Genomic DNA, 11,589 nt, shown 5'->3' with positions numbered 1-11,589 from the left:
AGCGCGTCAACGGGACTCGTCGCGCGGCACTGGCTGGAGCATCTGTATCCCTGCGATCCAAAGAACTGCCCCTCCTGGTGCAGCGCGCCGCAACTCGGTGCAACGCACGCTGCAGACAACTATGCCGTCCGATCCTCTCGTGACAGCAGGGGCGCGGTGCGGTCGCCCCATCGCCTGGCCGTCGACCAGCCATTTCGCCGGTTACGCCCTTAACTGAGCCCCATCCGGCGCGAATCCGACACAGGGGCCGTTCAGGCGCTTACCTGGGCCTACTGACCTGCCGCATGGTCACGGTTCTGAGCTGGCCCTGCCTGTGGTTGATTCCGAGTTCCTCCGGTGCTGCCGCGCCCAGTTCGCGAGCGGTCGAAGAGCCCGGAGCAAAGAGCGTCCGTCATGGGTCAGGCGGTACCAGACTGCGGAGAACTGGTTGCCGTTCGAGCGCCGATCGACGAGTTGGTGTCCCTGGAGGCGGCGAAGCGTGTCCGTCAGGACCCGCGCCGTGAGCGGGCGCGGATGCGACGTCCAGCCGATGTGCTCCTCGATGAGGTTGACGTCGGCGAGCAAGTCGTTGAACTGACGCTCGCCCAGGGCAAGGCTGGCGAGGACGGCCACGGTCCATTGCCCCTTCAGGAGCTCCAGCACCTCGTGCACGCTCTGCCGGTCCGGCACCTCATGGACATCCACTCACAGTGAGTACCACGATCAACTTGGCCTTCGCTCCATTACCTGTTCCGTTTTGCCGACACCTTCGGCCGAACGGGTGAAGAATCGTCGGGTGAGCCGAGACTCAGCGGTCGACTCACCTTGCCCTCAGTCGGATTCGCCGCGCTAAACCAGGACGTGCCCCAGCATCCGGCGTTGGGGAACGGAAGAGGAAGCGGCCGGTCCCGAACGCGGTGAGAACGCACGGGGCCGGTCGCCTCACCACCTGAGCGGAGGCATTGTGATCGACCTCGGAATCCTCGTCGCCTGAAACATCAGCGGCCCGATCACCTCGCTTCCACCATTCGGTTGTGAAGCATTTTCATTTTTATTTGGGGAGGAACTGTGTCCATTTCCGGAACGATCAGACGTGTCGCCGTGATGGGGCTGACGGTGCTCGCGCTAGGCGCGGGCGTCGCAACGGAGGCGTCGGCCGCCCCAGTGAGCGGTCGCATGCCGTGCGGCTACATCGATCCCGGGATGTACCGGCACTGCGACGGCGGATCGGGTTCGACCGTGATGCTCGACGTGCAGGACATTTTCCGGAATCTCTTCCACTACTGCGTCGGACCAGGCATTACAAACGTGCAGCCGGTGGTCCATTGGCGGGTGATCGACGCCTGGTGGAACGGCGGCGTCGGATGCCAACCCGGCTACTACGGCCCGGCCTGACCTTGTCCGCCGCGGTGTGGCAGGCCGATCGGGCTCGCCACACCGCCTGTCCCATGGAGACCCTGATGACTCAGCTCAGGTATCCGACCGTCGGACTGATGGTCGTGAGCATCGTGCTCGCCGGATGCTCCAACGCGGCACCGCCGCCGCCTTCGGCACCATCATCAGCCGCCGCACCGTCGTCTCCCTGGATCCCCACCCCGGAACACGAGATCGCGCCGAAGGCGTTGGCGGTCTACCGCCAGTACTGGGAACTGAGCGAGCAAGCGGAAGCAGCGCCTCGGTCCCAGGACTGGCGTCCAGCGCTGACGCGGCTCATGGCAGACCCCGCCCTCACGTCGTTCGTTGACGAGCTGGCCAACTTGGCTTCGGTGCCTGCTCATTCGGCCGGGCAGTATCGCCGAGCTCCCTCAGTGCGCTCGGTCAGCGTGGCCGAGCCGGCTCGTGTCGTGATCGACGACTGCCTGGATGCCTCCGAGGAACACCTGGTCAGCGACCGGGTGGGGGAGGCGGGCAAATACCTCGACAATCCCCAGCAGCCTCGCCGTTACCGGCTCGAAGCCGAGGTGGTCCGGTATCCGGCGCCGTACCGGTGGCTGGTGCAGATCGTGCGACCGCATGTGGACCAGCCATGCTGAGCCGCGCTGACGCCGCCATCGGCGTGATTCTGCTGCTGATCCTCCTTCCGACACCGGCGGACGGGCAGGCGGGAGGGTGTACATCTACCGGCACACGCGGCCGCTGCTGGGTCGCCGCGACCGATCCTGGTCGTCCAGGCGGTCCTGCGCCCGCACCGAGCCCTCAATCGCCCGGCACAGGAGTGCAAGCACCGCGGCCGAAGTTCACGTGTGTCGAGCGACCGTGGGCTCAGCAGCCGCCTCCGGGTGATCCGATGTGGGGCGGGCACGACCCGCAGGAGGGGGCGCTGAAGTTCCAGATGTGCCAAGGCGACGGTGCGGCCCTGCCCTGGCCGCGGGTCGTGTTCGCCCCCAACGGCCAGCCTGCCGCTGCTCCGCAGGTTTCGCCTGCGGAACTGGCCCAGCAGGCGATCGCTGAACTGGGGATCGAGGCTCCTGATATCCGGCTCGCGCCGCCGGGGGATTCGCCGCACGGCGCGACCGTCGGCTTCCCGGTCTGGATGTGGACGGCCCGTCGCCCGGCGACGACCGGTCCGATCTCGAAGACGGCAGCCGCCGGCGGGATCTCGGTGACCGTGACCGCCGCACTCGAGTCGGTCACGTGGGCGATGGGCGACGGCGCGGTAGTCACCTGCGCTGGCCCGGGCACTCCGTTCACTGAGGACCAAGCTGGCCGACCGTCTCCGACCTGCGGACACGTCTACTCGCAATCGTCCTCGCCGGGGTTCTCTATCGCAGCGACCGGGCACTGGCGGATCCGCTGGTCCGGGGCAGGACAGGGCGCGACCGACTCGATGGACCTCACGTCCCGAGCACAGCTGGCAGTCCGGGAGATCCGCACCCTCAACACCCACGTCCGGGGAGGCTGAGATGACTGTCAAGTCCGTCCCGGCCTCGGACCGTCCGGCACCGCCGGCTCCGACGCCTCTGCACCCGCCGCGGCGGCACCGGTCGAAGCTGCTGATCCTTGTCGGCGTGGTTATCTCGGCGGTGTGCGCCGTCGGAACCGTCGCAGTCTTCCGATCGACCAGCGAAACGATCGCGGCAGTCGGGGTCGCCGCGCCGGTCCGCTTCGGCGAGGCGGTGACCGAGGCTGCCTTGCGAGAGGTCGAGGTCCATCCGACCGCTGGGCTCGATCCGATTCCATGGGACGACCGGGCGGAAATCGTCGGCAAACTCGCTACCTCGGACCTCGTCGTCGGAAACCTGGTGACGCGGACCCAAGTCGAAGGCCCGTTGCTTCCTGTTGTCGGGCAGCAGCTCGTCGGCGTTCCGTTCAAGGCCGGGCAGATGCCAGCTGGCACACCGACCACTCGGTCACCGGTCCTGCTGGTATCAGCCGAGGCCGACAGCTGGCAGCCGGTCCGCGCGAGCGTCCTGCGGGTCGGTACGCCCGACGCCAGCGGAATCCGCGTGGTCGACGTCGTCGTGCCCGCCGCAGACGGGCCTCGCCTTGCGGCCAAAGCCGCCGCCGGGGCAGTGGTGCTGATCATGCTTCCGATGGGAGCTGGATAACATGCTGATCTCCTTCTTCTCGCTGGCCGCCAGCCCCGGCGTCACCACGGCGGTGCTGGCCCTCACCTGGTCGTGGCCGCACGATGCCGTCGCCGTCGAGGCAGATCCGACCGGCGGGCACGCACTGGAGGTGTTCGACCCGGATGGCGCTCTCGGCCGTCGCGGGCTCCTCGAATTGACGGTGGCCGCCCGGAAAACCCCGCTGCACCACGCCATGTCGGCGCAGCTGGTCACTTTGCCAGACGGAACCGGCCGCCACCATCTGCTGCCGGGATGCCGCAGCCCGCTGGAGTCCGACGCGGTGCCCTGGACCTCGCTCGCGGGATTGTTTCGCGAGCTCAAGACGGTTGATGTCCTGGTCGATTGCGGTCGTATCCGGGCGCACGGCGCACCGCGCGCGGTCATGGCCGCCTCGGACCTCGTCGTGCTCGTTCTCCGAAACGATCGTCATTCGCTGGCCCGCGCTGTCCGCTCGTTCGAACTCGTCCAGCGCGAAGCCGGACTCACCGCGTCCGGCGACGGCAGTCTCGTCGCCGTGGTTGTCCCCGCAGCGTCCCAGGGCTTCCCGCCTGCCGAAGTCGCCAAAGTGTTCGCGGCGCACGGGGTGCCGGTGGCAGGGGTGCTGGCCAAAGATCCTCCCGCGGCCGCGCAGTTCGCCGACCAGTTCTGCCCGCCGCGGCGATTCGCTTCCTCCTCGCTGGTGTCGTCGAGTCGCGCGGTCGCACAGGAACTCGGGAGGCGAGCCTCGACCCGGAAAGCCCTGTTGCGCTCCGCCAACGTCGTCCGGTTCCCGCCCCGCCCCGGCCCTCCGTCGGTGCGCATGGCTCCGGTGCCTGAGGCGAGGCCGATGCCGGTGCCACGGCCGAATCACGGTGGGGAGCCAGACAATGCCGGGTGAAGCGGAGATGTTCGAGGGCGCCGACGAGCTGGTCGATCTGGTACAGGAACGCTTGGCTCCGCGCGTCCAGAACGCATTGCGGCAAGGAAGCCATGCTCCCGCCGACGAACGAGCGATCGCCGGGAATCTGCTCGACGCAGTGCTGACCGACGTCGGAAAAGAGTGGGTGGCTCGCGGCAGGCCGCTTCCGGACCAGGACCAGGATTGGGCGATCCGGCAGGCCGTCATGGCGGAGATGTTCGGTCTGGGCCGTCTCGAACCCTTGCTCGCGGACGACGCGATCGAGAACATCGACGTGATCGGCAACGACGCCGCGTGGCTGTCCTACAGCGACGGCCGCGTCATGCGCGGACCGCGGATCGCGCCCACCGACGACGCGCTGATCCGCTGGCTGCAACGGATCGCCGCACGCCACGGCCGGACCGAGCACGCGATCAACGCGACACATCCGCTGCTGAACATGGAACTTCCCGGCGGCGAACGCCTCGCCGCGACCATTAGCGTCACCGACCGGCCGCACGTCTCGATCCGCCGCCACCGGCTCGGCGCAGCCGACCTGGAGGCGCTGCGCGACCGCGGAATGATCTCCACTGCCCAGTTGGCGTTGCTGCGCGCCGCGGTCCGTGCGGAGAAGAACATCGTGATCAGCGGACGACAGAAGGCCGGCAAGACGACGCTGCTGCGCGGCCTGTGCTGGGAGATTCCGCCGACCGAACGGTTCGCGACGTTGGAGACCGAGTTCGAACTCGGCCTGCACCGGCACCGCGACCGATTCCCCGCGGTGGTGGCTTTCGAAGAACAACAAGGAAACGCCGAACACGTCGAGAACGGCCGCCCGGCCGGTGGCGTCAGCCTGATGCAGCTTGTGTGGCAGGCCCTACGCATGCACACCGCCCGGATCGTCGTGGGCGAGGTCCGCGGCAAAGAGATCGTCCCGATGCTCAACGCGCTGTCCTCCGGCGGTGCCGGATCACTGTCCACTGTGCACGCTCGCAGCGCGGATCAGGCGATCCAGCGGATGGCGTTGCTGTGCCTGGACGCGAATTCCGCGTGGACACCCGAGTTCGCGCGCGACATGGTCGCGCAGTCGGTGGACCTGATCGTCCACGTCGATCTCACCGCTCGCGACGGCGCGCTTGCCCGGTCGGTGTCGGAGATCGTCGCGGTCGAGCCGGGAGAGCACGGACACCCGGCGCGCACCCACCTGTTTCGCCGCCCGACCGGAGCGTTTCGCGCCATCCCGACCGGGAACCTCCCGACCGACATCGCCGATCTCGAAGCCTGCGGATTCGACCGGAACTGGCTCACCACCAACGGCGACGGTGACTGGACCCTCCCGGCCGAGGGGCGGGCCTCATGAGCGAACTGCTCGTTGCACTCACCGGTCTCGGATTCGCCGCCGGTCTGACCGCAGTGCTGGCCGGTTTCCTCGGAACGACCACAGACCGCGCCGCGTGGCAACCTCACCTGCGCCGCCTGCGGTTCACGCGACGCCACCTGGTCGCGGCCGCCATCGGGGGAGTGCTGTGGCTGGTCTCCGGATGGCCGGTCGTCGGCGTCGGCGGTGCCGCAGCCGTGATCTTCCTGCCCTGGCTTGCTTCTGCCGGTCGCGTGTCAGCAGCGCGCATCGCTCGCCTGGAAGCGATCGAGACCTGGCTCCGCCGCCTCGCCGACCTGCTCGGCCCCGGCCACATCGGCCTGACCAGCGCGATTCAAGCTTCCGTCCGTGAAGCACCGCCGGAGATCGCCTCCGAGGTGCGCACTCTCGCTCAGCGGTTGCGGATCTGGGAGTTCCGTCCGGCGCTGCTGGAGTTCGCCGATGATCTCGACGACCGGGTCGGCGACATCGCCGCCGCAGGACTGTGCGTGGCACACCACTACGGTGCAGGCGCGGCCGAACTCCTCACCGCGCTGGCACGCCAGGTCTTTGAGGAAGTCGGCGCGCGCCGTGCCGCCGAGGTCGACCGCGCCCGACGACGCTCGACCGCCCGCATCCTCCTCGGCATCTGGGCCCTGATGTTCCTCGGCTTCGTCCTTCTCAACGGATCGACCTACACCAGCGCCTACAACACCGTCGGCGGCCAAGCAGTGCTTGCCGCCGTCCTGGGGCTAGTAGGCGCGGCAGTCGTGTGGCTGCGTCGGCTCGGCGTCGAACCGAAACCCCCACGGTTCCTCCGCACGGGAGCACGGCAATGACCACCCTCTCGCTGCTGATCCTCCTGTCCGCCGGTTTCGCGACCGGCGTCACCGCCGTGGCCGCGGCATTCGTCCGGACGCGGCCACAGTTGGCGGACATCGTCGGCGACTCCACCCCTGCACGCGGACCGGCGCGCTTCGCCTTTCTCACCGCACCGCTCGCAGATCTGGAGGTGGTACAGCGGGCACCGGAATCCTTTATGCTGCAACGGATCGTGTTCGCAGCGATCGGCGCACTCTGGGTTCCGCTGCTCGCCATCGTTCTCGCGTTCGGCGAAGTGGCCCCGCCAGTAGCCCTCACCGGCGTGCTGTCGCTGGCCACGGCTGTGATCGGCTGGATGCTCCCGGCAGTGAACCTCAAATCGAAGGTCGCCCGCGCACGGACCGAACTGCGCGGTGCGCTGGCGTGCTACTGCCGCCTCGTCGCGCTCGGCAGGGCCGGCGACCGGGGCCCGGTCGAGGCACTCCGGTACCCCGCAAGCTTGGGCGACGGCTGGACGTTCCGCCGCATCCGCGACGCAATGGACGAGGCCGCCCTGCTCGGCGACATGCCCTGGGACGGCCTCCAACGACTCGGTGCCGCGACCGGCGTCCGCGAACTTGGCGACCTGACCCACGTCGTCGCCAGCGCCGGTCACGACGGCGCGAGCATCGTCACCTCGCTGCGCGCCAAGGCCGACTCCATTGAGCAGCAACTGTCGGCCGAACGCAAAACCGGTGCGGCGGTGCGTTCCGACCGGATGGATCTCCCGCTCGCTCTGCTAGGCCTCGCGTTCGTCGTCTTTCTCGCGTTCCCCGGTGTCGCCACCATGCTCACCACCTAAGGAAGGAATCCGTCATGCCCCGCTTCGTTTTGACCTTTTGGTTGTTCGCACACGAGCTGCTTTCCGCCCGGCTGCAGGAGTTCCGCCGCGACAGCGAACGCGGCGACGAGAACATCACCAAGGCGCTGTACGCCGCCCTCGCCGTGGGCATTGCCACGCTCATCGCCGGCGCGATCACTGCCTACGTCAACGGCAAGATCCCCCTCATCGGCGGACACTGACATGAATCGCGTCGCAGAACTACGAACAGGGGAGCGGGGCGACGACACGATTAGTGCGGCCCTGATCATCAGCACGCTGATGGTTGCCGCGCTGACGGTGTTTCAGCTCGTTGCGGTCTTCCTCGGCCGGACCATCGCGCTGGAAGCCGCGCGGGACGGCGCCGACCGAGCCCGCATCCCGCCCGTCGACGTGACCGGGGCCGCTCAGCAAGCCGCAGCGTACGCCCGCAACGCCACTGGCACCTGGCTGTCCCACGCAGACGTAAGCGGCTATTCGGACGGCGACGTCGTGCGGGTCACCGTCACAGCCGAGGTCGCGTCCTTCGTGCCGTTCCTGACCGTGCGGATCAGCCAGACGGCCGCCGCGCCGATCGAGCGGATCCAGCCATGACCACCCGACTCGCCGAACTGCGCGCCGAGCGAGGCGACATGAACATCGAAGCCGTCATCGGGACGTCGGCCCTGATCGCGCTATTCGGGCTCGGTTTGCTGGGCATGCGCGTCGAGACCACCCAGTCCGCCGTGGACGCTGCGGCGCGAGCGGCCGCCCGGCAAGCGTCGCTGGCGCACGACGGCCGGGCAGCCGCGTCCGTCGCTGAGAAACAGGCCGGCGCCACGCTCGAGGAGCAGTCCCTCACCTGCACCCGGCTGGTCGTCGGCGTCGACGCCAGCGAGTTCTCACTGCCCGCAGGGACCGACGGCACCGTCACCGCGCACATCCGCTGCGACGTCCCGCTCGCCGACCTCCTCCCCGGCCTGACCGGGACCAGGCCGGTCGAGGCAACTTTCCGCTCTCCGATCGACCGCTACGGAGTCCGCCGATGAACCTGTTCCGCGACGAACGCGGCTCCATTTCCGTGCTGGTCCTCGGACTCAGCCTCGCCCTGATCATCGCCATCGGCCTCGCCGTCGACGGCTCCCGCAAAGCACTCGCCGCCTCACGGGCTACCGCAGTTGCTGAAGAAGCCGCCCGTGCCGGGGGTCAAGCCCTCGACCCGCACGCGCTCGCCGACGGACGAACCGCGCATGTTGCCCCGGAAGAGGCCGTTGCCGCAGCGAAACGCTATCTCGCGGCGGTCGGGATGTCCGGGACCGTCCAGGTCCAGGCCAACCGCGTCGCCGTGGATACGACCGACTCCGTCCACACCGTTTTCCTCGGCGTTGTCGGGATTTCTGCGTTGACCGTCCACGGCAACGGCGCGGCGGACCTGATTTCCGCCGGTTGAGCATGAAGGAGCCGATCATGCGTCCCGTCACCAGTATCGTCCGGTTCCTGGGCGGGCTGCTCGCCTTGGCCGCGATTCTCGCCGGGCCGCCGACCGCCTTCTGGACCTTCCGCGACGTCCTGCTCCCGAACCATGTGCACACCTTTGCTGACGCGCTGGCCGCACTTGTCACACACGACAGCGGCCAAGTTTTCCTCACCCTGCTTGCATTCGCCGGCGTCGTCGCCTGGCTTCAGCTCACTACCGCAGTGCTGGTCGAAGCAACCGGCTGCCTTCGCGGACTCCCGGTACGCCGACTCGCAGGCCTCGACTGGGCGAGGAAGATCGCCGCCGGGATCCTCCTGCTGATGATCGGGACCGCTACCGTCGCCACCGCAGCGGAACCACCCGCCGCTCCCACGTCCCAGTCGCGCACGACTGCCTACGTCGTGCGCCCTGGGGACAGCCTGATGCGCATCGCCGCCGCACAACTCGGCGACGAACGCCGCTACACCGAGATCTACGCCCTCAACCATGCTCGCCGCCAACCGGACGGGGAAGCCCTCCGCGACGTCGCATTGATCAAACCGGGCTGGTACCTCGACCTCCCTGCGAAGACGTCGGCCGACGGATACCGCGTGCAGCGAGGCGAAACCCTGACGTCGATCGCTCGTGAGCGGCTCGGCAACGCGGACCGATACCAAGAAATCCTGCGGCTCAACAAGAACGTGCACAATCCGGACTTCATCCGAGCGGGCGACACCCTGCAATTGCCGACTGCGCCGCCCGCCGTCCCCGCACCGCGGCCACCGCAACCGGAGCCCTCGGCACCGCCTCCTCCGGTGACCAGCCCGCTCCCGGAGCCCGCCGCGAAGCAGGAGAGCGGCGCACAGGCAGCCCCGCCATCCGGCTCGGCTGTCAACACCCCGCTCGTCATCGCGGGAGCTGTGGGACTGGCGTCGGCAGCTGTCGTGAGCGCAGTCGGTATCCGCCGGCTCCGCGCAGCCCGCAAGCACGACTCGGGCGGAGCGGAGACGGGCCCGATCGACAGACTGGACCGCGCTTTGCGCCAGCTCGCCCATCACGCCGAGAGCGAGGGGAGCAAGCTGCCGGGAATCCGGATGGTCCGGCTCGGCAGCAAGGACACGATCGTCCTTCTGGACGAACCCGCAGAACCGATCGCGCCGTTCACCGCCACCGCGACCAGCACAGAATGGCAATTGGCCGATCCAGTCCCACCAGGGCACACGGATGGAGACGCTCCATACCCGTTCCTGACCGGCCTCGGCCACGACCTGGACGGCAACCTGATCCTGCTGGGCCTCGACCACGTCGGTGCGCTCCTCCTCGACGGAGGCCCGGAGGATGTTGCGGAGGTCGCCTCTGCCATAGCCCTCGAGATCGCCAGCTCGCCCTGGGCGCACGACGTCACCGCCGACCTCGTCGGTGCCGGACACATCCTCGACGACACAGACGGCATCGAACACCATCAGACCGTCGACGCCCTCCTCGATCATCTGGCCGACTCCGCCGAGCGGCACCCGCACGTCGTGCTCGTGCCGAGTCCACTTGCGCAGGACGACGCCGACCGTCTCGCCACCAGCGACGCCGCGGCCGACATCGTCGCCGTCGTCGCAGGCACCGGCCCGGACACGCACATTCCGGGCGCATGGGAACTCGACCTCCGCCAGCACCCGACCCCGGTGGAGCAACTCGACGTTCGCGTCGCACTGCAGCGCCTCCAACAGGACGAGACACGAGACGCCGCCGAGACCGCCAGCCCCGCTCCAGCCGAGACTGTCCACCGCCCCCCGCGGGACGAGCGAGACCAGCCCGAGACACCTGCCGAGACCGGCACCGAACCAGCAGTCCCGGAGCTGCGGCTTCTCGGCCCGGTCTCGCTGCGCGGCGTCGACTACAGCCGGGTCGAAGGCAAGAAAGTCAACCGCCTCACCGAACTGGCCGCTTTCCTGGCCCTCAACCCGGGTGCCCACGCAGACGAGATCTCGCAGCAGTTGGGCACTGCCACCCAGTCATGGTCGGCCGCCACCAGGCAGGGCTACATCTCTCGCCTGCGCACTTGGCTCGGCCACGACCCCGACGGCGCGCTGTATCTGCCGAATGTGGATGCCAAGAACGGCGGTTATCGCCTCGCCGACACCGTGCTCTGCGACTGGTTCCGATTCCAGCACCTCGTCAAGACCGCAACCGGAGATAATCGGCTCGACCGATTGCAAGAAGCGCTTGATCTGGTCGAGGGCATGCCTCTGAGCAATGTTCCGCGAGGCCGCTACGAATGGGGTTCCTGGCACCAACGCGACATGATCGACCAGATCGTCGAGATCGCCCACGCACTCGTGACCGCATACCGCGACACCGGTGACCTCCCCCTGGCGCGCCGAGCAGCCGCACGGGGACTTCGCGCTGAACCCGCAAGCGAAATCCTGATCCGGGATCTGCTTCAAATCGAGCACGCCAGCGGGAACCGCTCAGCGGTGAGCGCAGTAGCCGGAAGGTTGAAGGAGAGCGCTGAGGAACTCGGCGTGCCGTTGGAAACAGACACGACAGAGCTGCTGCGCACGGTTTTGGGCGGACACCGTTAGCGAACTGCCTATTGCAGTCGATACCGGTGCAGGTTCGGTTTGCTGTCGCCGTCATCGCAGGGTATCAGATTATGTCGGATTGTCCGTGTCTGATTTACCAGCAGACGCGGAGGCG

14 protein-coding genes are annotated in these 11,589 nt (G+C 68.2%); 13 read left to right on the top strand and 1 reads right to left on the bottom strand.

The features are described 5' to 3' along the window. Nucleotides 1-288: 288 nt before the first annotated feature. Complete coding sequence (locus ACFORO_RS08395; RefSeq protein WP_377868241.1) at nt 289-669, bottom strand: winged helix-turn-helix transcriptional regulator; 381 nt, start codon at nt 667-669, stop codon at nt 289-291. Nucleotides 670-1,047: 378 nt separating this feature from the next. Here ACFORO_RS08395 and ACFORO_RS08390 point away from each other — a divergent pair, with 378 nt between their 5' ends. From ACFORO_RS08390 to ACFORO_RS08330, 13 genes are all read left to right on the top strand, one after another. Beyond that, the gene (locus ACFORO_RS08390) at nt 1,048-1,374 is read left to right on the top strand and encodes a DUF6355 family natural product biosynthesis protein (protein WP_377868242.1); all 327 of its coding nucleotides are present in this window, start codon (nt 1,048-1,050) and stop codon (nt 1,372-1,374) included. 65 nt (nt 1,375-1,439) lie between these two features. Next, the gene (locus tag ACFORO_RS08385) at nt 1,440-2,012 is read left to right on the top strand and encodes a hypothetical protein (RefSeq protein ID WP_377868243.1); all 573 of its coding nucleotides are present in this window, start codon (nt 1,440-1,442) and stop codon (nt 2,010-2,012) included. A gap of 254 nt (nt 2,013-2,266) precedes the next feature. Then, nucleotides 2,267-2,881, top strand: a complete 615-nt coding sequence (locus ACFORO_RS08380; RefSeq protein WP_377868244.1) for a hypothetical protein — start codon at nt 2,267-2,269, stop codon at nt 2,879-2,881. Nucleotide 2,882: 1 nt separating this feature from the next. Continuing rightward, nucleotides 2,883-3,527: a flagellar biosynthesis protein FlgA gene (locus ACFORO_RS08375; RefSeq protein ID WP_377868246.1), complete on the top strand. Its 645-nt coding sequence runs from the start codon at nt 2,883-2,885 to the stop codon at nt 3,525-3,527. Nucleotide 3,528: 1 nt separating this feature from the next. Next, nucleotides 3,529-4,425: a hypothetical protein gene (locus tag ACFORO_RS08370; RefSeq protein ID WP_377868247.1), complete on the top strand. Its 897-nt coding sequence runs from the start codon at nt 3,529-3,531 to the stop codon at nt 4,423-4,425. Continuing rightward, nucleotides 4,415-5,785 carry a CpaF family protein gene (locus ACFORO_RS08365; RefSeq protein ID WP_377868248.1) on the top strand — a complete coding sequence of 457 codons (1,371 nt, stop codon included), beginning with the start codon at nt 4,415-4,417 and terminating at the stop codon, nt 5,783-5,785. Before ACFORO_RS08370 ends, ACFORO_RS08365 begins: the two co-directional genes overlap by 11 nt. Beyond that, a complete protein-coding gene (locus tag ACFORO_RS08360) occupies nt 5,782-6,621 on the top strand; it encodes a type II secretion system F family protein (RefSeq protein WP_377868249.1) in 840 nt (279 codons plus the stop codon). Before ACFORO_RS08365 ends, ACFORO_RS08360 begins: the two co-directional genes overlap by 4 nt. Beyond that, nucleotides 6,618-7,445, top strand: a complete 828-nt coding sequence (locus ACFORO_RS08355) for a type II secretion system F family protein (protein ID WP_377868250.1) — start codon at nt 6,618-6,620, stop codon at nt 7,443-7,445. Before ACFORO_RS08360 ends, ACFORO_RS08355 begins: the two co-directional genes overlap by 4 nt. A 14-nt stretch (nt 7,446-7,459) precedes the next feature. Further along, nucleotides 7,460-7,666, top strand: a complete 207-nt coding sequence (locus ACFORO_RS08350; protein WP_134662621.1) for a hypothetical protein — start codon at nt 7,460-7,462, stop codon at nt 7,664-7,666. Between the two features lies 1 nt (nt 7,667). Continuing rightward, nucleotides 7,668-8,057 (top strand): hypothetical protein, encoded by a 390-nt coding sequence (locus ACFORO_RS08345; protein ID WP_377868251.1) that lies wholly within the window; start codon nt 7,668-7,670, stop codon nt 8,055-8,057. Further along, nucleotides 8,054-8,491: a hypothetical protein gene (locus ACFORO_RS08340; protein ID WP_377868252.1), complete on the top strand. Its 438-nt coding sequence runs from the start codon at nt 8,054-8,056 to the stop codon at nt 8,489-8,491. Before ACFORO_RS08345 ends, ACFORO_RS08340 begins: the two co-directional genes overlap by 4 nt. Next, nucleotides 8,488-8,892, top strand: a complete 405-nt coding sequence (locus ACFORO_RS08335; protein ID WP_377868253.1) for a pilus assembly protein TadG-related protein — start codon at nt 8,488-8,490, stop codon at nt 8,890-8,892. Before ACFORO_RS08340 ends, ACFORO_RS08335 begins: the two co-directional genes overlap by 4 nt. A gap of 17 nt (nt 8,893-8,909) precedes the next feature. Next, entirely contained in the window at nt 8,910-11,474 is a 2,565-nt protein-coding gene (locus tag ACFORO_RS08330; protein ID WP_377868254.1) for a LysM peptidoglycan-binding domain-containing protein, read from the top strand. Nucleotides 11,475-11,589 lie beyond the last annotated feature (115 nt).

The sequence above is a fragment of the Amycolatopsis halotolerans genome (assembly GCF_042647905.1).
GTDB lineage: Bacteria > Actinomycetota > Actinomycetes > Mycobacteriales > Pseudonocardiaceae > Amycolatopsis > Amycolatopsis halotolerans.
This window is presented reverse-complemented; position numbering and strand designations above follow the sequence as displayed.

Excerpts from the sequence above, each read along its gene's own strand:
- ACFORO_RS08385 (WP_377868243.1), top strand. The coding sequence starts at position 1,440 with ATGACTCAGCTCAGGTATCCGACCGTCGGACTGATGGTCGTGAGCATC.
- ACFORO_RS08380 (WP_377868244.1), top strand. The coding sequence starts at position 2,267 with ATGTGGGGCGGGCACGACCCGCAGGAGGGGGCGCTGAAGTTCCAGATG.
- ACFORO_RS08375 (WP_377868246.1), top strand. The coding sequence starts at position 2,883 with ATGACTGTCAAGTCCGTCCCGGCCTCGGACCGTCCGGCACCGCCGGCT.
- ACFORO_RS08370 (WP_377868247.1), top strand. The coding sequence starts at position 3,529 with ATGCTGATCTCCTTCTTCTCGCTGGCCGCCAGCCCCGGCGTCACCACG.
- ACFORO_RS08365 (WP_377868248.1), top strand. The coding sequence starts at position 4,415 with ATGCCGGGTGAAGCGGAGATGTTCGAGGGCGCCGACGAGCTGGTCGAT.
- ACFORO_RS08360 (WP_377868249.1), top strand. The coding sequence starts at position 5,782 with ATGAGCGAACTGCTCGTTGCACTCACCGGTCTCGGATTCGCCGCCGGT.
- ACFORO_RS08355 (WP_377868250.1), top strand. The coding sequence starts at position 6,618 with ATGACCACCCTCTCGCTGCTGATCCTCCTGTCCGCCGGTTTCGCGACC.
- ACFORO_RS08350 (WP_134662621.1), top strand. The coding sequence starts at position 7,460 with ATGCCCCGCTTCGTTTTGACCTTTTGGTTGTTCGCACACGAGCTGCTT.
- ACFORO_RS08345 (WP_377868251.1), top strand. The coding sequence starts at position 7,668 with ATGAATCGCGTCGCAGAACTACGAACAGGGGAGCGGGGCGACGACACG.
- ACFORO_RS08340 (WP_377868252.1), top strand. The coding sequence starts at position 8,054 with ATGACCACCCGACTCGCCGAACTGCGCGCCGAGCGAGGCGACATGAAC.
- ACFORO_RS08335 (WP_377868253.1), top strand. The coding sequence starts at position 8,488 with ATGAACCTGTTCCGCGACGAACGCGGCTCCATTTCCGTGCTGGTCCTC.
- ACFORO_RS08330 (WP_377868254.1), top strand. The coding sequence starts at position 8,910 with ATGCGTCCCGTCACCAGTATCGTCCGGTTCCTGGGCGGGCTGCTCGCC.